The sequence below is a fragment of the Streptomyces sp. NPDC045678 genome (assembly GCF_056432085.1).
Genome location: NZ_JBWKJS010000005.1, coordinates 366,203 through 386,743, shown reverse-complemented (window position 1 = coordinate 386,743; position 20,541 = coordinate 366,203). Strand labels below are relative to the sequence as shown.

Here is a 20,541-nt window from a genome sequence, read left to right as displayed (position 1 = left end):
CGGCCCGAAGATCATGGACAGTGCCGAGTACGAGCGTAGGATCGCGGCCCGGTTCGCCACCTTCGACCAGGACGGCAACGGCTACATCTCCCGTGAGGACTTCAGCACGGCGGCAGCCGCCCTGTGCGCGGAGTTCGACGCCACGGCGCGGTCCGAGAGGGGGCAGGCCCTCTACATCGGGGCCGAGGCGTTCTGGCAGGGCATGGCGGGGATCGCGGACCGTGACGGCGACCAGCGGATCACCCGCGACGAGTTCGTGGGCGGCGCGGTGAAGCGGCTGCGCGACAACCCCGAGCGGTTCGCGGAGATCGCGCGGCCGTTCCTGCACGCCGCGATCGGCGTCGCGGGCGCCGGCGCGGACGGCACGGTGGCCCCGGCCGAGGCCGGGCGCGCGCTGAAGGCGCTCGGCGTGCCCGAGGACGTCGCGACCGCGGTGGCCACCGCCCTGGACGCGGACGGCGACGGCCGCGTCTCGGAGCAGGAGGTCGTGACGGCCTTCGCGCAGTACTTCACCGTTCCCGAGTAGCGGAGAAGCGCTCCCGCAGCTTGTACTTGAGGACCTTGCGCAGTGTGTCGTTGCGGGGAAGCGCCTCGACCAGCTCCAGCTGTTCCGGCAGCTTGTAGGTGGAGAGGCCTTCCCCGCGCAGGTACGAGGTGACGGCCTCCAGTGTCAACGTGCCGGTGCCCGCGCGCTGTTCGACGACCGCGCAGACGCGTTCCCCGCGCTCGGGGTCGGGCAGGCCGACCACGGCGGCCTCCCCGACGGCCGGATGCTGGTGGAGCAGGTCCTCGATCTCCTTGGCGGAGATGTTCTCCCCCTTGCGGATGATGATGTCCTTCGCCCGCCCGGTGAGGACGAGATGGCCGGTCTTCCTGAGGTGGCCGAGGTCCCCGGTGATCAGGAACCCGTCGGCGTCGAAGGCGTCCGCGCTCTGCGCCGGGTCCAGATAGCCCCGGCAGACGGCCTCCCCGCGCAGCCGCACCTCGCCGTCCGTGTCGGGCGGCAGCTCGTCGCCCTGCGCGTCCGTGATGCGGATCTCCATGCCCTCAGGGGGCAGTCCTTCTGTCGTCGCGAGGTTCTCCGCGGTGTCGTCGGGGGCGCCCATCGTGATCATCGGCACCTCCGTCATGCCGTACCCGTGCGTGAGCTGACAGCCCATCTCGCGCACCACCGCGTGGTAGACCTCCGGCGGCTTGGGCGCCCCGCCGCCCGCGAGGAGGCGCAGCGTCGGAATGACGCGCTGCCCTTCGGGCAGTTGGCGCTGCTCGGTGAGGAACATCGAGTAGAACGCCGTCGAGCCGCCCGCCACGGTCACGCCGTGCCGCCGGTAGCCGTCGAGCGACGCGGGCAGCGCGAAGTGTTCGAACATGACGGCGGGGAAGCCGTAGAGCAGCAGCATCACGGTGTAGTCGGGGCCCGCGATGTGGGCGTAGGGGAACGCCATCGACCCGACGTCCGACTCCTTCAAACGCAGGGCGTGGGCCAGGCAGGAGCCGCCCGCGATCAGTGAACGGTCGGTGTGCAGGACACCCTTGGGGTCGGACGTGGTGCCCGAGGTCCAGTAGATCCAGCGCACCACCGTGCCGTCGGAGGGCGGCGGGGGCAGCACGGCGGGGTCGGCCTCGGGCAGCGACGCGTACGCCTCGAAGACCTCGGTCCCGTTCTCGTCCTCCGTGGCGAGCCTGCGGGCCATCTCCGTGTGGTCGAAACCGCGCCAGACGCCCGGTACGGCGAAGAACTCCGCCTTTGACTCCCGCAGGGCGTAGCCGACTTCGCGGTCCCGCAGGAAGGGGATCAGGGGCGACTGGACGGCGCCTATGCGGGCGAGCGCGAAGGAGAGCAGGGCGGTCTCGATGCGGGTGGGCAGCTGCCAGGCGACGACCGTGCCGGGCCGCACGCCCCTCTCGTACAGCCCGGCGGCGACGCGCTCGGCACGGTCCCGCAGCTGACCGAAGGTGAGCGTGCGGTCGCCGGACGGTTCGGCGGCGGCCTGCACGAGGACGACCCGGTCGGGGGTGAGGTCGGCGCGGCGCGCGAGGAGTTCCCAGAGGGTGCGGGACTCGCCCAGCGCGTACGCGGTCTCGTTCACCGAGGTCCTCATGCGATCCCCTCCCGGGCCCACACACCCCTACCTGACGCTTCGTCAGATCGTGCCCGAGAGCGTAAGCCCCGGCGCCTTGTCGGTCCAGGGGTGCGGGGCTAGCCTGCCGCCTGACGGGCCATCAGATGTGACGACCTAGGCCGGAGGGACGCACCGCATGGACCTCACGTACACCGACGAGGAGGAAACCTTCCGGGCCGGGCTGCGCGACTGGCTCGCGCTCGTACTGCCCAAGCTCCCCGCCAGACCCTCGCCCCAGGACTGGCCGGGACGGCGCGCCTACGACACCGCGTGGCAGCGCCTCCTGTACGACGCGGGCTACGGAGAGGTGCACTGGGACGCCTCCCCGACGCAGCGCCTCATCTTCCTGGAGGAGACGGAAAAGGCGGGCGCCCCCTACGTAGGGGCCAATTTCGTGGGCCTGCTCCACGCGGGCCCGACCATCGCATCCGAAGGCACGCCGGAACAGCGCGACCGGTGGCTGCCGCCCGTCCTGCGCGGCGACGAGGTGTGGTGCCAGGGTTTCAGCGAGCCCGACGCCGGATCCGACCTCGCGTCGCTGCGCACGCGCGCGTGGCGGGACGGCGACCACTACGTGGTGAGCGGCTCCAAGATCTGGACCTCCCACGCGGAGGTCGCCGACTGGTGCGAGCTCCTGGTGCGTACGACACCGGTCAGCGAGGCCGTGCCGAAGCACCGGGGCATCACCTGGCTCGCGATGCCGATGGACGCCCCCGGCATCACCGTGCGGCCGTTGCGCACGCTCGCGGGGTCCACGGAGTTCGCCGAGGTGTTCCTCGACGAGGTGCGCGTCCCGGTGGCGAACCGGGTCGGCGAGGAGAACGACGGCTGGCGCGTGACGATGGTGACCCTGTCGTACGAGCGGGGCACCGCCTTCGTGGGTGAGGTGGTGGCCTGCCGTCGCGTCCTCGGCGAGCTGGCCCGCGAGGCCCGCGGGAACGGCCGCTGGGGCGACCCGGCGCTGCGGCGCAGGCTCGGACGGCTGAGCGCCGAGTTCTCGGCGCTGTGGCGGCTCACGCAGTGGAACGTGAGCGAGGCGCAGCGCACCGGCGGTGTCCCCGGAGTCGGCGGCTCGGTCTTCAAGCTGCGCTACTCCCACGCGCGGCAGGAGCTGTACGACGCCGCCGCCGAGGTGCTGGGCGCGGGCGCGCTCGACCTCGCCCACGAGTGGACCCTCGACCGCCTCTCCTCGCTCTCGTACACGATCGCCGCGGGGACCTCGCAAATTCAGCAGAACATCGTGGCCGAGCGCATCCTCGGCCTCCCGAAGGGGCGGTGAGGGTCCGTATGGATTTCCAACTCGACGACGACCAGCGCGCGTTGAAGGACGGCGTGCGGCAGCTCCTGGAGGGCCGGTTCGCGCTGCGGGAGGCCACGGACCGGATCGACCGGGCGCTCTGGCGCGAACTGGGGGACGCGGGCTTCTTCTCCCTCGCGCTGCCCGAGGCGGACGGCGGGGTCGGACTGGGGCTGCCGGAGGCCGTGTTGGTCTTCGAGGAGGCGGGACGGGTCCTGCTGCCGGGACCCGCCGTGGCGACGTTCCTGGCGGCGGGGGTCGTGCCGGGCGCCGCGACGGGGGAGGCCGTGGTGACCGCGGTCGACGGCACGCTGGTGCCGTGGCTCGACGAGGCGGACGTGGTCCAGGGCGACACGACCGGCGCCCTCCCCCTGCGGTCCGTCGACCCGCTGACGCCGCTGCACCGCGTCCCCGACGCCGGCAGCCTCGACCGAGGCGCGCTCCTCTACGCGGCGGAACAGCTCGGCAGCGCCGCACGCACTTGCGAGACGGCCGTCCAATACGCACGGCGACGGGAGCAGTTCGGACAGCCGATCGGCGCGTTCCAGGCGGTGAAGCACCTCTGCGCGCAGATGCTCGTACGCGCCGAGCTCGCCCGCGTCGCGGTGTACGCGGCGGCCGTCACCGGGGACCGCCTGGACGCGTCCGCCGCCAAGCTGCTGGCCGACGACGCGGCCGTGCGCAATGCGCGGGACTGCCTTCAGGTGCACGGCGGCATGGGATTCACCTGGGAGTCCGACGTGCACCTGCACCTCAAGCGGGCCTGGGTGCGGGCCGAGCTCGGACGGTCGGCGCGGGCCGCCGAGGAGGAGCTCGCCGAGGCGCTCTGAAAAATTGGTCTGCCCGATATCACCCACTTTGTCCGTTGTTTCGTGCCTCCGGCCCTGCCCGGGCGGGGACTACTCAGCGTCGATATCGGGTTGTGTCCTACGCGTGACTCGTCACGGCACGGAGTCGGTGTCCGGCTCGGGTACCTTGTGTGAGATGCGAGTGGTCCTGAGGCCGAACCATGCCGGAGTTGCCCATGCGGTGGCGCCGGATCCGGCGATGCGCACCGCTCGCAGCGCAGGGCGGGGCCCGGCCGCCGCCTGTTCGACCCCCCGCGGCGCGCGTCGCACAGTATGCCGTACGCGTACTCCTTCGCGCTGGAATATGCCCGAAGCGCTTGTTGGGGTGACTGAACGTCAATCATGCTGTCTCCCAAGGGGATCACGTTCGGTGACCCTGTGGAGTCGCGAGGCGATGTGTCCGCCGGTTCGGATGGTGTGAGCGGTGCAGGTGCTTCAAGTTCAGCTGGAGGTCGGGGCCGACCCCGCGGAGGTGGGGCGGGCCAGACGATGGGCGCGGTCCAGGCTCGCGGGCTCGGGGATAGAGGCCGACGAGCCGGTCGCCGAGACGCTGATCCTGCTGATCTCGGAACTCGTCACCAACGCGGTTGTGCACACCGGCTGTCCGGCCGTGCTGCGCATGCTGCTCCCGCGCGTCCTCGCCGACGCCCCCGGGACGGTCAGGGTCGAGGTGGTCGACAGGAGTGCCCGTCCGCCCGCCCAGCGGCACGCGGACGGTGACGACACCAACGGCCGCGGCCTGGAGCTGGTCGACGGCCTCGCCGACCGCTGGGGCTGGCAGCCCGAGGGTGCCGGCAAGAGCATCTGGTGCGAGGTCGACCGGTGCGAGCCCGGCGTCGCGGCGGTGGAGTTCGAGGGCACGACCCACGACGGCCAGACGTGCGACGAGGCCTGCGCCCCGACGGCGCGCGGCCCGGTGGACAGCCTGGTGCCGACCCCCGTGCGCGGCCCGGCCCACGACCACCTGGCGTACGGGCCGATGGCCTGCGACGTGACGGCGCCGCACGGCGTGACCGCCTGTGACGGGGCCGCGTACGAGAGGGCGCTCCGCAACCGGGTGGCCTTCGGGGACGTGGACATCGCTTACGAAGCGGTGTGACGCCGGCGGCGTTCCCGGTGCGAGTCCTGAGAGCCCGTGTGCGCCGTCCCGTGCTGCTGTGCGCGCTCCCGTGCGCTGGTGGGGCAAAAGGAGCTTAGTTCACTAATCTCCGACCCGGTGTTGACGTACCGTGTCCGATTGATCACGCTTGTGTCCAGCGATTCGCCGTGAGGGGACGTCGAGGGCCCGCAGTCGCCGTGCCGCAGGTCCTTGGCGCAATGTGAGTCGCCCTTTCAAAGCCGGTCGGCGGCGTGCGCGGTGGCGTACTGGGGGCGACATTCGACGCGCCGCCTTCCGCGGTTCGCGGTGGTGGTTGGCCGTTGCGGTTCGGGGTCGGTGACCGGCGGTTGGTGGTCGGTGATCGGCGGTTGGCGGTCCGCGGTCCGCGGTTGAGGTAGCGGTGGCGCGAGGGTCAGAGGACGGCGACCGGTGCCACCGGGGTGCCCGTCCCGCCGACGAACGGCTCCGGCATCGCGCACAGCAGGAACGTGTAGCGGGAAACTTCTGCACAGGCTGTGGACAAGTTTTCCAGATTCCAGTTCTGGCCCTGGATCATCCCCATCTCGACGAGATGGAGCGCGTGCACGGGCAGCCACAGGTTCTCGATCTCCGGCGGGAAGATTTCGAAGGTCAGGGTGTCGTTCGCGACCGCCGCGACGTCCCGCGCGTGGAACCACTCGGGCGTACGCACCGAGAGGCCGGGGGACGGATAGCCGTACGCGGGCTTGTCGCCCGCGAGGTAGACCTGTATCTGCCCCGTGCGCACGAGCACGATGTCTCCCGCGCGGACCGTGACACGCCCGAACTCCGCGGCCTCGTCGAGGTCTTCAGGGGCGACCGCGTGGCCCCCCGGCAGCCGGTCGACCCCCTTGGCGCGCGCCACGTCCAGCAGGACACCGCGCGAGACGACGTGCCGGGCCTTGTCGATGCCGCTGAAGCGCGCGCCCGCGTGAGCCGTGATGCTGTCCGCGGGGCGGCCGTTGTAGATCTTGCCCGAGTGCGAGGCGTGGGTGAGGGCGTCCCAGTGGGTCGCCGTCTGCAGCCCCATCGTCACGGCGTCGTCGCTGGTGGCGACCGTGCCGGGTCCGAAGAGCTCCTGGTTGATCTGCACCATGGTGTGCAGCGGGTTCACGCGCCCGGGGATCAGTCCGGTCTGCACGCCGTCCTCCCTGAGCGGCAGCGCGAGCGGGATGCGGCGGCCGGTGCGGACCTCGGCGGACGCGGCGCGTACGACGTCGTCGGTGATGAGGTTGAGGGTCCCGGTCTCGTCGTTGGAGCCCCAACGGCCCCAGTTGTTCACGCGCTTGGCGATGTCGTGGAACTCGGGGGGCAGGCTCGGCTGTGTCTGCTGTGTCTGCTGTGTAGGGGGTGCCTGCTGTCTCGGGGGCGTCGGGGGCGTCGGGGGTTCCGGGGGTGTCGCGTTGGGGGCTGGCATGGTCTGGGTCCTCCGCGGGGCTTGTCTTCGGGTATCTGACGGGTCATAGAATCTAACGGTCCGTCAGAAACCGCGGGAAGGGGCCGGACGTGGGGAACTTCTTGGCAGGCAAGGTGGTCGCCGTGACCGGCGCCGGGCGCGGCATCGGCAGGGCCGTCGCCCTCGCCGCGGCGGCCGAGGGGGCGAAGGTCGTCGTCAACGACTACGGCGTCTCCATGGAGGGCGGCGAGCCGGCCAGCGAGATAGCGGACGCCGTGGTCAAGGAGATCCGGGCCGCGGGCGGCGAGGCCGTCGCCGTCGCGGACGACATCTCGACCATGGCGGGGGGCCGGCGCATCGTCGACGTCGCACTCGCGGAGTACGGGCGGGTGGACGGAGTGGTGTGCGTCGCCGGGATCCTGCGCGAGCGGATGCTGTTCAACATGTCCGAGGACGAGTGGGACCCGGTGGTCGCCACGCACCTCAAGGGCACGTTCACGGTGTTCCGCGCGGCGTCCGCGGTGATGCGGAAGCAGGGCTCCGGCACGCTGATCGGCTTCACCAGCGGCAATCACCAGGGCTCGGTCGCGCAGGCCAACTACAGCGCGGCGAAGGGCGGGATCATCTCGCTGGTGCGGAGCGCGGCGCTGGGGCTGCACAAGTACGGGGTGACCGCGAACGCGGTGGCGCCCGTCGCCCGTACGCGCATGTCGGCGAACGTACCGATGGAGCTCAAGGAGATCGGCGAGCCCGAGGACGTGGCCGCGCTCGTCACGTACCTGCTGAGCGACCGTGCGCACAAGGAGGGGATCACCGGCCAGGTCTACACGATCGCGGGGCCCAAGATCGCGGTCTGGGCGCAGCCGCGCGAGCTGCGTGCGGGGTACGCCGACGGGGCCTGGACCCCCGAGAAGATCGCGGACTTCCTGCCGGGGACGGTCGGCACCGATCCGATGCCGTTGCTGGCGCAGTTGGAGGCGATGGCCAAGGCGGCGGCGGGGAAGGATCGGCCGAACGCGTAGGGCGGGTGCTGGGTGGACGGCTTGGGCAGCTGGGTGGGCGGCTGGGTGGGGACGGGGTGACTGGGTGGCTGGCGGGCTGGGTGACTGGCGGGAGGGTGGTGGTGGGCTGATGGAGTTCGGGTTCGGGGCCGAGGACGAGGCCTTTCGGGCGGAGGCGCGGGCCTGGCTCGCGGAGCACCTCACCGGGGAGTTCGCCGCCGCGGTGGGGCGGGGCGGGCCCGGGAGCGAGCACGAGGGGGGTGCTCAGCGGCGGGCCTGGGAGCGGGAGTTGGGGCGTGGGGGGTGGATCGGGCTCGGGTGGGACGTGGGTGTGGGTGCGGGCTCCGGTGTGGATGCGGGTGTGGGTGCGGGCTCCGGTGCGGAGGCGGGTGCGGGCGGGGGTGTGGGAGCGGGTGCGGGTGCGGGCGTCGGCGTGGGCGTGGGTGCGTACGGGAATCGGCGGGCCACGCTGACCCAGCAGGTGGTCTGGGCCGAGGAGTACGCGCGCGTGCGGGCGCCCGGGCGGTACGGGCACATCGGCGAGAACCTGCTCGCGCCGACGCTCCTCGCGTACGGGAGCCAGGAGCAGCGGGACGAGTTCCTGCCGCCGATCGCGCGGGGCGAGACGCTGTGGTGCCAGGGGTACAGCGAGCCCGGGGCGGGGTCCGATCTCGCGGGGGTGCGGACGCGGGCGGAGCGGGACGGGGCGGGCGACTTCCGGGTGACCGGGCAGAAGATCTGGACGTCGCTGGCGCATGAGGCGGACTGGTGCTTCGTGCTGGCGCGGACAGGGGGAGACGGGAACGGGAGCGGTGCGCGGCCTCACGAAGGGCTGTCGTTCCTGCTCGTGCCCATGGACCAGCCGGGGCGGATCGAGGTCCGGCCCATCCGGCAGCTGACCGGGACCAGTGAGTTCAACGAGGTCTTCTTCGACGGTGCACGCGCGCGTGCGGCCCATGTGGTGGGCGGTGTCGGCAACGGGTGGCGGGTCGCCATGGGTCTCCTCGGCTTCGAGCGGGGCGTGTCCACGCTGGTGCAGCAGATCGGCTTCGCGGAGGAGCTGGCGGCGGTCGTACGGGAAGCCGTGGCCGGCGGGGCGGTCGATGACCCGGTGGTGCGGGACCGGCTGGTGCGGCAGTGGGCGGAGCTGCGGGTGATGCGGTGGAACGCGTTGCGGACGTTGGGGAGTGCGGGGGTGGTGGGTGGGGCCGGTGGTTCTGGGGTGAGGGCGGGGGCTGGGGCGGGGGCTGGGGCTGGGGGTGGGACCGGGGGTGGGGCCGGGGGTGGTGCTCCCAGTGTGGCCAAGTTGCTTTGGGGGCGGTGGCATCAGCGGCTCGGGGAGCTGGCGATGGCGGTGCGGGGGGCGTCCGCGGCGGTGGGGCCGGAGGACTGGCGTGCGGACGCGCCCTACGAACTCGACGCTCTGCAACGGCTGTTCCTGTTCAGCCGTGCCGACACTGTCTACGGCGGCTCGGACGAAGTGCAGCGGAACATCATCGCCGAGCGGGTGCTCGGTCTGCCGAGAGAGGCCAGGGGGCCTCGGTGAGGGGTGCGGGATGAGGGGCGTTGTCTTCGACGGGGCGCGGGTCGAGTTCGTCGACGACCTGGAGATACGTGATCCGGGGCCCGGTGAGGTGCTGGTCGCGGTGGCGGCGGCCGGACTGTGCCACAGCGACCTGTCGGTGATCGACGGGACCATTCCGTTTCCGCCGCCGGTGGTGCTCGGGCACGAGGGAGCGGGCGTCGTCGAGGCGGTGGGGGCGGGGGTGGTGCACGTGGCGCCGGGGGACCACGTGGCGCTGTCCACGATCGCCAACTGCGGGGCGTGCGGTGAGTGCCATCGGGGGCGGCCCACCATGTGCCGTAAGGCCATCGGGACGCCGGACCAGCCGTTCACGCGGGGCGGCAAGCCGGTGTACCAGTTCGCGGCGAACTCCTCCTTCGCGGAACGCACGATCGTGAAGGGCGTGCAGGCGGTGCGGATCCCTGACGACATTCCGCTGACGTCCGCGGCGCTGATCGGCTGCGCCGTGGTGACCGGGGTGGGCGCGGCGCTGAACCGGGCGAAGGTCGACCGGGGCGACTCGGTGGTGGTGATCGGTACGGGCGGGATCGGGCTCAATGTGTTGCAGGGGGCGCGGATCGCGGGGGCGGGGGTGATCGTCGCGGTCGACGCGAATCCGGCGAAGGAGGCGGTGGCGCGGCGCTTCGGTGCGACGCACTTCTTCGGGTCGACGGAGGGGGTGCGGGGGGTGCTGCCCCACGGAGTGGACCACGCCTTCGAGTGCGTGGGGCGGGTCGAGTTGGTACGGGAAGCGGTGGACCTTCTGGACCGGCACGGTCAGGCCGTGCTGCTGGGGATGCCGGGGGCGAAGGACGAGGCGTCGTTCGTAGTCGCGTCGATGTTCCTGGACAAGTCCATTCTTGGGTGCAGGTACGGGAGTTCGCAGCCGCAGCGTGACTTCGCGCTGTACGCGGAGCTGTACCGGGGTGGGCGCCTGCTTCTGGATGAGCTGGTGACGAGGACGTACCCCGTGGAGGACTTCGAGGTGGCGGTGGCGGATGCGGGGGCGGGGAGGGTGGCGCGGGGGGTCCTGACGTTCTGAGGCGCCGATTCTGGCGGGTCGCCTGGGGTGGGGGGCGCCTGTTGCCCGTGGGTGGGGGCGGGGCCGCGGGGGTATGTGCGTACTCGCCATCCCTGCGCCGCGTGGAATGTTTCCGGCCGCCTCGGTGGGCTCGGTGCTCCGTGCGCACATACCCCCACGTCCCCTCGGGCGCGCGAGCGGCTGCGGCCCCGGTGGGGGCGGAGCACCCGGTGGAGGGACTTGCCTCGCTCGGTGGGGGCGTGACTCTCCTCGTCCGGTGGGGCGACTCTCCTCGCCCGGTGGGTGCTGGAGGCTCCCCACCCCCAGCGGCTACTGCGCAGCCCCCACTCCAATGGCTACTGCGAAGCCCCCCACCCCAGTGGCTACTGCGGAGGCCCCCCACCCCCCCCAGTGGCTACTGCGTGCCCCCACCCGCCCACCCACCCGCCCCTACTCCCGCTGGACGTCGCGGGGTAAACGGGTGGGTGGGCGGGGAACATCCGCCGCGAAGCGGCGGGGTTGGTGCTCCTACCCGGGCGGGGCGGTGCGGGGTGAACGGGCGGGCGGGTGGGAGTGATCCGCCGCGGAGCGGCGGGGGTGGGGGTTCTGCCCGCGCAGGGTGGTGCGGGGCCGGAAAATCGGGGGAAGTCGGGGTGGGGGGCCGGTAGCTTCGGGGGGTGGGGTATTCGGCGGTCAGGTCGTGGGGCGTGGCGCGGTGGGGGCTCGTGGCGGTGGGCGCAAGGATGCCCGTCGCGGCCGCACCCCTCGCGTTGGTGTTCCTCGTCCGGGAGCGACCCGGTGGGTATGTGCTCGGTGCCGCGCTGGCCGCCGCGTACGTCGTGGGGGAGATCATCGGCGCGCCTCTCCTGGGGATGCGGATCCGGGCGGAGCGGGCGCGGACGGAGCTGGCCGTGGGGCTGGGGATCGGCGGGCTCGCCTTCGCGGGGCTCGGGGCCCTGCACGGCGCCCACCCCGTCGCCCTGGGAGCCTGCGCCTTCGTCGCCGGTGCCGCCCCCGCCGCCGCCCCGGGCGCCCTCCGCACCCTGTTGACGAGCATCGTGCCGGAGGCGGCCGTCGCCCAGGCGCTGGCCGTGGAGTCGATGCTGACCTTCGCCATCTGGGCGGTCGCGCCCGCCGCCGTCACGGGGCTCGCCCTAGGGGTCTCCCCGGCGTTGCCCCTGCTCCTGGCGGGCCTGCTGATGGCTTGCTCCGTGGCGGGCCTCTGGATGCTGCCGGTCGGCTGGCAGGCGGACGCCGACGACCGCAGCGGCGAGTCCATGGCGCGGATCCTCGCGCGGGCCTGGCCGCTGTTCGTGACGGGCGCGGCGAGCCTGTCGATGCTGGCGCTCGCCGAACTGGTGCTGCCCGCGCTCCTGGAGCAGCGCGGCATCGACGTCGGCTGGGCGGGCCCGCTGCTCGTGGCGCTCGCGATCGGCTCGGCGGTCGGCTCGTTCGTGTACGGGCTGCGGCGCTGGCCGGGACGACTGCGTACCCAGAGCATGGTGTTGATGTTCGGGGTCTCGGGGTGCCTTGCCCTCGTCGCCGTACTGCCCGGTGTCGCCTGGCTGTTCGCCGCGCTCGCGGCTGCCGGTGTGCTGCAGGCCGGCGTGATGCTGACCCGGAACCTGTCGCTGCGCGACGCGCTGCCGCCCAGCGCGCTCGCCGCGGGCTACTCGGTGATGTACGCGGCCGTCGGCGCCGGTTACGCGGCCAGCGGGTCCCTCGCCGGTGGCCTGTTGAGCGTCGTGTCGCCGTCCACGGCGATCCTGGCGGGCGTGGGGCTGGGGCTCGTCCTCACCCTGGTGGGGGTGGCGGGGGAGGTGAAGCCGGCCGGGGCGGGAGACGCGGGGGGGGGGGGGCAGGGCGTGGGGACGTTGCGGAACGTTCGGCGGTAGGCGGTCGGTGTGACTCCTAGCGCGGCCTGAAGGTGCTGCCGCATCGACTGCGCCGTCCCGAAGCCCGCGTCCGCCGCGACCTGGTCGACGGAGAGGTCCGTCGATTCGAGGAGGTGCCGCGCCCGCTCCACGCGCTGCTGCGTCAGCCACTGGCCGGGGCTGACGCCGACCTCCTCGCGGAACCGCCGGGTGAACGTGCGGACCGACATCGACTCCTGCGCGGCCATGTCGCGCAGTTGCAGCGGCCGGTCGAGCTGCCCGAGCGCCCAGGCGCGTGCCGCGCGCGTGGTCGCCAACTGCGGTTCGGGCAGCGGGCGGTGGATGTACTGGGCCTGGCCGCCGTCCCGGTGCGGCGGCACGACGGTACGGCGGGCCACCTCGTTGGCGACGGCGGTGCCGTGGTCGCGGCGTACGACATGGAGGCACAGGTCGATGCCCGCGGCCACGCCCGCCGACGTGAGGATGTCGCCGTCGTCGATGAACAGCACGTCCGCGTCGACCTCGACCCGGGGGAAGAGCCGCTGGAAGTGGTCGGCGGACGACCAGTGCGTGGTGGCGGGGCGGCCGTCCAGGAGGCCGGCGGCGGCCAGGACGTACCCGCCCGTGCAGATGGCCATCAGCCGCGTCCCCGGCCTGACGCGGTCGAGGGCGGCGGCCAGTTCGTCGGTGAGTCGGCCCTCCTCGTGCACCGGGCCCAGCTCGTACGACGCCGGGATCACGACCGTGTCGGCGGTGGCCAGAGCCTCGGGGCCGTGCTCCACGACGATCGCGAAGTCGGCGTCCGTGCGGACGGGGCCCGGCGGACGGACCGAGCAGGTCACCACCTCGTACAACCGTCGTCCCTCCGGAGTGCGCGCCCCCTTGAAGATCCGTTGCGGGATGCCCAGTTCGAAGGGGATCACGCCGTCCAGCGCGAGGACGACGACGCGGTGGCGGTGGATGGGTTCACTTCGGGGGGTGCCGGAGGCGACGGGGGTGCCGGAGGTGACGGGGGTGGCTGGGGTGCCGGAGGTAGCGGGGGTGACGGGGGTGGTGGATGTGGGTGAGGTGGTTGCGGCGTCCGTGTCGGCCATGGCCCGATCCTAGCGAATGCTGTCCCTCGGGCCACTCGTTCCGGCGCGGCCGATTTTCGATCCTTAATGACGTGACCCAGACAACCGAAACGTCCGCGCGGGATGCCGGGGACGGCAGCTCCACCCCGCCGGGCGCGCCCAGGCGCCGTACGCCCCGTATCCACCGCGCATGGTTCGTCGCCGCCGTCACGTTCGTGACGATCATCGGCGCCGCCGCGTTCCGTTCGCTGCCCGGTCTGCTCTTCGACCCGCTGAAGGAGGACTTCGGCTGGTCGCGCGGCACCGTGGGCCTCGCGGTCTCCGTCAATCTCGCGCTGTACGGCCTGACCGCGCCGTTCGCCGCCGCGCTCATGGACCGCTTCGGCATCCGCAAGGTCGTCGCGGTCGCGCTGGTCGTGATCGCCTGCGGCGCCGGCCTGACCGTGTGGATGGACTCCGTGTGGCAGCTGCTGCTGTGCTGGGGGCTGCTCGTCGGGCTCGGGTCGGGTTCGATGGCGCTCGCCTTCGCCGCCACCGTCACCAACCGGTGGTTCACCGAGCGGCGCGGGCTCGTCAGCGGCATCCTCACCGCGGCCTCCGCGTCGGGACAGCTGATCTTCCTGCCGCTGCTCTCCTGGATCGTGGAGACGTACGAGTGGCGGCCCGCCGCCGTGACGGTGGCCCTCGCGGCCCTCGCGGTCGTTCCCTTCGTCTGGCTGCTGCTGCGGGACCACCCCGCGGACGTCGGCCTGAAGCCGTACGGCTCGCAGGAGTTCGTCCCGAAGCCGCCGCCCGTACCGGGCGCGGCACGGCGCGCGATCACCGTGCTGCTCAAGGCAGTCCGCACCGGCCCCTTCTGGCTGCTCGCCGGGTCCTTCGCGATCTGCGGCGCCTCGACGAACGGGCTCATCCAGACGCACTTCGTGCCCGCCGCGCACGACCACGGCATGGGGGTGCGGGCCGCCGCCTCCCTGCTCGCCGTCATCGGGATCTTCGACATCGTCGGGACCGTCGCGTCCGGCTGGTTCACGGACCGCTTCGACTCGCGGCGCCTGCTCGCCGTCTACTACGCGCTGCGCGGCGTCTCGCTGCTCTTCCTGCCGATGCTGCTCGCGCCGGACGTCCGGCCGCCGATGATCTTCTTCATCGTCTTCTACGGCCTGGACTGGGTGGCCACCGTCCCGCCCACCCTGGCGCTCTGCCGCGAGCAGTACGGCGACGACAGCGCGATCGTCTTCGGCTGGGTGCTCGCCTCGCACCAGGTGGGCGCGGGTCTCGTCGCGTTCCTCGGCGGCGTGGCGCGGGACGTCTTCGGCTCGTACGACGTGATCTGGTACGCCTCGGGGGCGCTGTGCGCGGCGGCGGCGCTGATGGTGCTGGTGATCCGGCGGGCCCGGACGGTACCGGTGGGGGCCGCCGTCAGCGGGTGAAGCGGCCGAACGTGCCCCGGTGGAACAGGAGCGGGTCGGCGTCGTCCTCGGTCGCGCCGAGGGCGTCCACGCGGCCGATGACGATGAGGTGGTCGCCGCCGGTGTGCACGGCCTGGACCGTGCAGTCGATCCAGGCGGGCGCCCCGGCGAGGCGCGGCGATCCGGAGACCGGCGCCGCGTCGTACACCACCCCGGCGAACTTGTCGGCGCCGCTCACCGCGAAGCCGCGGCACAGGTCGCCCTGGTCGGCGCCCAGGATGTTGACGCAGAAGACCCCGGCACGCGCGATGCGCGGCCACGTCGTGGACGTACGCGCCACCATGAACGACACCAGGGGCGGGTCCAGGGAGAGCGAGGCGAACGACTGGCAGGCGAAGCCCGCGGGCCCGCCGCCCTCGTCGGACGGGGACGTGATCACGGTGACGCCCGTCGCGAAGTTGCCGAGCACGCGCCGGAACTCGCTCCTGTCGAGCGGCGCCCGCTCGTCGTCGCCGACCGCCCGCAACTGAGGGCGCGGCAGAGCTTCGACGGGTGCCGTGGTGGTGCGGGCCCCGACCGACCTGAGGTATCGAACAGCGGTGGCCGCCATCCCTGCGTGTCCCATCACGCCACCCATTGAAGCTGACGGGGCGTCAGATGGGAACCCCGTGGCCGGAACGCTGCGGCACCGTCTGCGCCCCTCCTGCGCTCTTGCATCTCTTGCATCTCCTGCGCCTCTTGCGCTTCTTGCGCCTCCCGCGCCGTCGGTCAGCGGCCGCGGTACGTGGGGGTGCGGCGTTCGGCGAAGCTCGCCACGCCTTCCCTCGCGTCCGCCGTCGTCATGTTGATCTCCTGCGCCGCGGCCTCGGCGGCGAAGGCCGTCGCGCGGTCCGCCTCCAGAGACGCGTTGACCAGCTGCTTCGTCAGGGCCAGGGCGCGGGTGGGACCGACCGCGAGGCGTTCCGCCCACTCCCGTGCCGTCTTCTCCAGCTCCTCGGCCGGTACGACACGGTTGACGAGCCCCATCCTCTCCGCGTCGGAGGCCGACACCGCGTCGCCGAAGAACATCAGCTCCTTGGCCCGCCGCGGCCCGATGAGCCGCGGCAGCAGATACGCGCCGCCGCCGTCCGGTACGAGCCCGCGGCGTACGAACACCTCGATGAACCGGGCCTGTTCGGCGGCGACCACGAGATCGCAGGCGAACGCGAGGTGGGCGCCGATGCCCGCCGCGGTGCCGTTCACCGCGGCGATCACCGGCTTCTCGCAGTCGAGGACCGCCGATACGAGCCGCTGGGCGCCCTGCTTGATGGTGCGGGCGACGTCACCCGGTACGCGCTCCTGCCCGGCCGTGGCGGCGGGGGCGCCGCGCAGGTCCGCTCCCGCGCAGAAGCCCTTGCCGGTCGCGGTGATCACGACGGCCCGTACGTCGGGGTCGGCGGAGGCGTCGCCGAGCAGCGCGATGACACGTTCGCGCTGGTCCCAGGTGAGGGCGTTCATGGCCTCGGGGCGGTTGAGCGTGATCCATGAGACGGCGTTGTCAGTGGTGTGCCGTATCAATGAGGTGAGGGGAACGAGGGGGGAGTGCGGCTCGCCCCCGGAGGCCGGGGCGGGGGCGGGAGCAGGGGCGGAGGTGCGGTCGGGGGCGGGGGCGGGGTCGTGTGGGTGGTTGGGCGGTTGGTTTTCGGGGGCGGGGGGGGCGGTCATGGGGGAGTGGCTCCGTTTTGGGTGGGCGGCGGTGCGGGGGCGGGTGGGCGTGCGGATGCTGCGGGTGCGGGGTCGTGTACGTGCGTATGTGGCGCACGTAGCGCACGTGGTGCACAGGGCGCACGTCGTGCACAGGGTGTGGAGGCGTGCGGGGGGCCCGCCCGGGGCGTTGCGTGTCTGGCTGTCCCGGGGGCGGGCGTGGATCGCCGGGGGCGGGCTACCGGCAGACGGCGAGTGCGTCGAGCGCCACCGCACCTTGGCCCCGCGGCAGCACCATCAGCGGGTTGATGTCCAACTCCGCGATGTCGTCGCCGAGTTCCAGCGCCATGCGCTGCACCCGCAGCACGACTTCGACGAGCGCGTCGACGTCGGCGGGTGCAGCGCCCCTGACGCCGTCGAGCAGCGCGCGCCCGCGCAGCTCCCACAGCATCGCCTTCGCCTGGTCCTCCCCGAAGGGCGGCACCCGCACGGCCACGTCCCGCAGCACCTCCACGAGTACGCCGCCGAGCCCCACCGTCACCGTCGGCCCGAACAGCGGGTCGTGCGTGACGCCGACGACCATCTCGACGCCCCGCTCGACCATCTGGCAGACCAGGACGCCGTCGAGGTCGACGCCTTCGTAGCGGGCGATGTCCGTGAGCTCGCGGTAGGCGTCCCGCACCTGGCTCGCCGAGGTCAGGCCGATCTTCACCAGGCCCAGCTCGGTCTTGTGCGCGAGCTGCGCCCCCGAGGCCTTCATGACGACCGGGTAGCCGACCAGCCCGGCCGCCCTGACGGCCGCCGCCGCGCTGGTCACCAACTGCTCGCGCGGCACCCTGATCCCGTACGCGCGCAGCAGCTGTTTCGCCGCGTGCTCGCTGAGCTGCTGGCCCGGCCGCATCAGGGCCTGGGCCTTGCGGAAGGACGGGGAGGGCGTGCGCGGCGCCTCGTCGAAGGGGGAGCGGTAGCGGGTCGTGAAGCGGTGGTGGTCCAGATAGGCGCGCACCGCCGTGATGCAGTTGGCGAAGGTGCGGAAGGTCGCGACGCGCGAGGAGCCGAGGAGCGTCGTGCGGTAGGCGTCCTCGGTGCCGACCGGCGAGCCCCACACCACGCACACCAGTTTGTCCGTCTGCTCCGCCGCGTCCACCAGGTCCTGCGCGAGCTTGTCGCTCATCGGCGGGAAGGGTCCTGTGATCGGGCAGATCAGCACCCCCACCTCCGGGTCGTCCAGGATCGCGTCGATGATCTTCCGGCCGCGCCAGTCGCCGACGGGGTGACCGCCGTTGTCGACGGGGTTGGCGACGTTCAGGTACTCGGGTATCCACTGGTGGAGCTCCGCCTGCCGGTCGGCGGAGAGCGTGGGCAGGGAGAGACCCGCCTCGGTCGCCAGGTCGGAGAAGTGCGCGCCCGTGCCGCCCGAGATCGAATACACGACGACGCCGTCCGCCTTCGGCGCGCGGGCCCGCGCCAGCAGGGCGGCGGTGTCCTGCAACTCGTCGAGTCCGTCGACGCGGATCACGCCGAACTGCCGCATCGCCGCGTCCACCACCGTGTCGGCGCCGGTCAGCTTGCCGGTGTGTGAGGCGGCCGTGCGGGCGCCGGTCTCGGTGCGGCCGACCTTCACGGCGACGACGGGAACCCCGCGGCGGGCCGCCCGGTCGGCGGCGAGCAGGAAGGCGCGGCCGTCCTTGAGGCCCTCGACGTAGCAGGCGATGGCGCCGACCTCGGGGCGCTCGGCGAAGTAGGAGATGAAGTCGGCGGTCTCCAGGTCGGCTTCGTTGCCGGTGGGCGCCCAGTGCGAGAGGCGTACGCCGAGCTCCTGCATCGTGAAGACGGGGCGTCCCTGGTGGCCGGACTGGGTGATGAGCGCGATGGCGGGTCCTTCGAGGTCCTCGCGGAACTTCTCGAAGGCGTTGAGGTTGGTGTTGGGTCCGAGCAGCCTGAGGCCGGAGCGCTGGACGGCGGCCGCGAGCCGTTCCTGGGCGGCCGCGCCCTCCTCGCCGGTCTCGGCGAACCCGGAGGCGAAGGCGACGGCGAACCGTACCTTCTCCTCGGCGAGCTGCTCGATGACGGGGAGCGGATCGCCGACCAGGAGGACGGCGAGGTCCACCTGTTCGGGCAGGTCGGTGACGGACGGGAAGCAGGGGAGGCCGAAGACCGACTGACGGGTGGGGTGCACGGGGTGCAGGCGCGCGCCGACGCGTTCGGCCCAGGCGATGAGCTGCCGTGTGATGCCGGTGTTGGGGCGCCCCTCGGCGTCCGACGCGCCGACGACGGCGACGGACGCGGGGCGGAAGAAGCGGTCGAGGTCGGGTACGCCGACGTACAGCGGCCGACCGCTGACGTCCAGGTCGTCCGCCGTGGCGGCCCTGCCGTGGACGGCGCTCGGAGGGAGTTCGCCGCAGGCCACAACATGGGCGCGGCGGGGGTCGGTGGTGAAGGTGCCGTGAGTCGATCCAAGCATCGGTCCGCCCGCTCCTGTGTGACAGCACTTAACTGACGCATAGTCAGATTACTGAACTGACGCTGTGTCAGGAATGGTGCTGCACGCAAAGGCTTGGGCGGCGGGCGCCGGCGTGGGCGCCCCCTCGCGCTCTTCCTCTCCGCGCTCTCCACGGAACCGCGGAATCCGCTCGGTGCCTAGGAGGGAATCGGCCGGGAGGGGACGGGCCGGGACGGGGCGGGACGGGGCGGGAGGGGGGCGGGGCGCGTCGGGGGCGCCGAGGCGTCGGTTATGGGGTACCGGGTGCCGAGTGCCGGTTATCGCGCTATCGCCTTGGCGATCTTCTCGGCGTCGCGGGCCAGTTCGCGGAGCATGCCGCTGAGGGGGTTGGTGAAGCCGGTGAAGTACAGGCCGGGGGAGTGCTTCGGGGTGCGGCGGCCGTGGCAGGTCGGGCGGCCGCGGGCGTCGAGGATGCCGAGGTCGCCGACGAGCCCTTCGAGGGCACGCCGGTAGCCGGTCGCCGCGATGACGGCGTCCGGGCCGATCCTCGTGCCGTCGGCGAGGGCGACCTTGCCGTCCTCGAACGACTCGACGGCCGCGACCGGCTCGACCCGCCCCTTGCGCACCGCGTCGATCAGGCCGACGTCCTGCACCGGGATCGCGCCCTGCTTGGCGCGTGTGTACAGGCCGGTGTCGGGGCGGGGCAGTCCCTTTGCCGTGAGGTCGGGCACGCCGACCCGTGCGATGGGCCGCGTGAGCCCGTCCACCAGGGCGACCGGCAGCCTGCGGCACAGGATGCCGGTGCGCTGGGCGGGCCAGCCCAGCGTGGAGCGGCGCACGATGTGCGGGGCGGTGCGGACCGCGAGGCGGACCCGGGCGGCGCCGCCCTCGGCGAGGTCGGCGGCGATCTCGGCGCCGGTGTTGCCGACGCCGACGACCAGGACGTCCTTGCCGGTGTAGGGGCGGGCGTTGCGGTAGTCGGCGGCGTGCAGGAGTTCGCCGGTGTAGGTGTCGCGGCCGGGCCAGTCCGGGAGGTGGGGCGTGTGGTTGTAGCCGGTGGCGATCACCACCGCGCTGCCCAGGAGCTCGCGCCCGCCGGTGGCGCGCAGCAGCCAGCCGGTGCCGTCGTCGGTGCGTTCCAGGCCGGTCACCTCGACGCCGGTGACGACGTCGAGCTGGTGGTGCTCGGCGTACTTCTCCAGGTAGCGGACCAGGTTGTCGCGCGACACCCAGCGGCCGAACGAGCGCGGGATGGACAGCCCCGGCAGGGCGGAGAGGCGACGCGTCGTGTGCAGGTGGAGGCGGTCGTAGTGGCCGCGCCAGGAGGCGCCGACGTGGTCGGCCTTCTCCAGGACGACCGCGCGGACGCCGCGTGCGCGCAGCGCCGCCGCGGCGGCGAGACCGCCGGGCCCGCCGCCGATGACGTACACGGGGCGGCTCTGGGCGGGCGTAAGCGGAGGGGTCGAGTCGGCCATGACTGGAGAGTAACCGCGTGATTACTTGATGGGTGACGGTCAAGTCCGAAAGCGATTGCGAATTGATCACGGGTGTGCCGGACGTGTGCGCGGGGCGGCGTACGGCTCTTGCGTACTTGGCGGCCCGTGCGTTGAACTGACGTACCGTCAGGACGGCGTCGATGGTGGCCCTGGGGCGCCGGGCGCGGCTTTGGCCGGTTCTCTTTCCCTCCCGCGA

14 protein-coding genes and 1 pseudogene are annotated in these 20,541 nt (G+C 72.7%); 8 read left to right on the top strand and 7 right to left on the bottom strand.

The window, feature by feature from the left end; all coding sequences use genetic code 11:
- Window positions 1-13 precede the first annotated feature (13 nt).
- The gene (locus AC07DO_RS19815; protein ID WP_479061209.1) at window positions 14-526 is read left to right on the top strand and encodes an EF-hand domain-containing protein; all 513 of its coding nucleotides are present in this window, start codon (window positions 14-16) and stop codon (window positions 524-526) included.
- Here the strand turns inward: AC07DO_RS19815 and AC07DO_RS19810 are convergent.
- Window positions 510-2,090, bottom strand: coding sequence for a class I adenylate-forming enzyme family protein (locus tag AC07DO_RS19810; protein ID WP_479061616.1), 1,581 nt, complete (start codon window positions 2,088-2,090; stop codon window positions 510-512). The genes AC07DO_RS19815 and AC07DO_RS19810 overlap by 17 nt on opposite strands.
- A 169-nt stretch (window positions 2,091-2,259) precedes the next feature.
- Between AC07DO_RS19810 and AC07DO_RS19805 the strand changes: the two genes are divergently transcribed.
- From AC07DO_RS19805 to AC07DO_RS19795, 3 genes and pseudogenes are all read left to right on the top strand, one after another.
- Complete coding sequence (locus tag AC07DO_RS19805; RefSeq protein ID WP_479061207.1) at window positions 2,260-3,402, top strand: acyl-CoA dehydrogenase family protein; 1,143 nt, start codon at window positions 2,260-2,262, stop codon at window positions 3,400-3,402.
- Window positions 3,403-3,410: 8 nt separating this feature from the next.
- Window positions 3,411-4,250, top strand: a complete 840-nt coding sequence (locus AC07DO_RS19800; protein ID WP_479061205.1) for an acyl-CoA dehydrogenase family protein — start codon at window positions 3,411-3,413, stop codon at window positions 4,248-4,250.
- 442 nt (window positions 4,251-4,692) lie between these two features.
- Window positions 4,693-5,100 (top strand): annotated as a pseudogene (locus AC07DO_RS19795) (ATP-binding protein); the annotation flags it as partial.
- 679 nt (window positions 5,101-5,779) lie between these two features.
- Here AC07DO_RS19795 and AC07DO_RS19790 read toward each other — a convergent pair.
- On the bottom strand, window positions 5,780-6,700 hold the full coding sequence (locus AC07DO_RS19790; protein WP_479061614.1) for a cyclase family protein: 921 nt from the start codon (window positions 6,698-6,700) through the stop codon (window positions 5,780-5,782).
- A 191-nt stretch (window positions 6,701-6,891) separates the two neighbouring features.
- On the opposite strand from AC07DO_RS19790, the gene AC07DO_RS19785 reads away from it, so the two are divergent.
- The 3 genes from AC07DO_RS19785 to AC07DO_RS19775 all read left to right on the top strand — a co-directional run bounded on the left by AC07DO_RS19785 (window position 6,892) and on the right by AC07DO_RS19775 (window position 10,388).
- Entirely contained in the window at window positions 6,892-7,803 is a 912-nt protein-coding gene (locus AC07DO_RS19785) for an SDR family NAD(P)-dependent oxidoreductase (RefSeq protein WP_479061203.1), read from the top strand.
- 109 nt (window positions 7,804-7,912) lie between these two features.
- Window positions 7,913-9,328, top strand: a complete 1,416-nt coding sequence (locus tag AC07DO_RS19780) for an acyl-CoA dehydrogenase family protein (protein ID WP_479061613.1) — start codon at window positions 7,913-7,915, stop codon at window positions 9,326-9,328.
- Window positions 9,329-9,338: 10 nt separating this feature from the next.
- Window positions 9,339-10,388: an alcohol dehydrogenase catalytic domain-containing protein gene (locus tag AC07DO_RS19775; protein ID WP_479061201.1), complete on the top strand. Its 1,050-nt coding sequence runs from the start codon at window positions 9,339-9,341 to the stop codon at window positions 10,386-10,388.
- 1,681 nt (window positions 10,389-12,069) lie between these two features.
- On the opposite strand, the gene AC07DO_RS19770 is transcribed toward AC07DO_RS19775, so the two are convergent.
- Window positions 12,070-13,335 (bottom strand): GlxA family transcriptional regulator, encoded by a 1,266-nt coding sequence (locus AC07DO_RS19770; protein ID WP_479061199.1) that lies wholly within the window; start codon window positions 13,333-13,335, stop codon window positions 12,070-12,072.
- A 71-nt stretch (window positions 13,336-13,406) separates the two neighbouring features.
- Here AC07DO_RS19770 and AC07DO_RS19765 point away from each other — a divergent pair, with 71 nt between their 5' ends.
- Entirely contained in the window at window positions 13,407-14,744 is a 1,338-nt protein-coding gene (locus AC07DO_RS19765) for an MFS transporter (RefSeq protein WP_479061197.1), read from the top strand.
- Here the strand turns inward: AC07DO_RS19765 and AC07DO_RS19760 are convergent.
- The 4 genes from AC07DO_RS19760 to AC07DO_RS19745 form a co-directional block, all read right to left on the bottom strand.
- The gene (locus AC07DO_RS19760) at window positions 14,734-15,348 is read right to left on the bottom strand and encodes a flavin reductase family protein (RefSeq protein WP_479061195.1); all 615 of its coding nucleotides are present in this window, start codon (window positions 15,346-15,348) and stop codon (window positions 14,734-14,736) included. The two genes, AC07DO_RS19765 and AC07DO_RS19760, sit on opposite strands and share 11 nt — an antisense overlap.
- Before the next feature lie 143 nt (window positions 15,349-15,491).
- Entirely contained in the window at window positions 15,492-16,280 is a 789-nt protein-coding gene (locus AC07DO_RS19755; protein ID WP_479061611.1) for an enoyl-CoA hydratase/isomerase family protein, read from the bottom strand.
- A 364-nt stretch (window positions 16,281-16,644) separates the two neighbouring features.
- Entirely contained in the window at window positions 16,645-18,870 is a 2,226-nt protein-coding gene (locus tag AC07DO_RS19750) for an acetate--CoA ligase family protein (RefSeq protein WP_479061193.1), read from the bottom strand.
- 296 nt (window positions 18,871-19,166) lie between these two features.
- Window positions 19,167-20,324, bottom strand: a complete 1,158-nt coding sequence (locus tag AC07DO_RS19745) for a flavin-containing monooxygenase (RefSeq protein WP_479061191.1) — start codon at window positions 20,322-20,324, stop codon at window positions 19,167-19,169.
- Window positions 20,325-20,541: the final 217 nt, after the last annotated feature.

Bases quoted from the DNA above. Each gene is read 5' to 3' on its own strand.
- AC07DO_RS19750 (WP_479061193.1), bottom strand. From the start codon at position 18,870: ATGCTTGGATCGACTCACGGCACCTTCACCACCGACCCCCGCCGCGCC.
- AC07DO_RS19815 (WP_479061209.1), top strand. From the start codon at position 14: ATGGACAGTGCCGAGTACGAGCGTAGGATCGCGGCCCGGTTCGCCACC.
- AC07DO_RS19760 (WP_479061195.1), bottom strand. From the start codon at position 15,348: ATGGGACACGCAGGGATGGCGGCCACCGCTGTTCGATACCTCAGGTCG.
- AC07DO_RS19805 (WP_479061207.1), top strand. From the start codon at position 2,260: ATGGACCTCACGTACACCGACGAGGAGGAAACCTTCCGGGCCGGGCTG.
- AC07DO_RS19780 (WP_479061613.1), top strand. From the start codon at position 7,913: ATGGAGTTCGGGTTCGGGGCCGAGGACGAGGCCTTTCGGGCGGAGGCG.
- AC07DO_RS19770 (WP_479061199.1), bottom strand. From the start codon at position 13,335: ATGGCCGACACGGACGCCGCAACCACCTCACCCACATCCACCACCCCC.
- AC07DO_RS19775 (WP_479061201.1), top strand. From the start codon at position 9,339: ATGAGGGGCGTTGTCTTCGACGGGGCGCGGGTCGAGTTCGTCGACGAC.
- AC07DO_RS19800 (WP_479061205.1), top strand. From the start codon at position 3,411: ATGGATTTCCAACTCGACGACGACCAGCGCGCGTTGAAGGACGGCGTG.
- AC07DO_RS19745 (WP_479061191.1), bottom strand. From the start codon at position 20,324: ATGGCCGACTCGACCCCTCCGCTTACGCCCGCCCAGAGCCGCCCCGTG.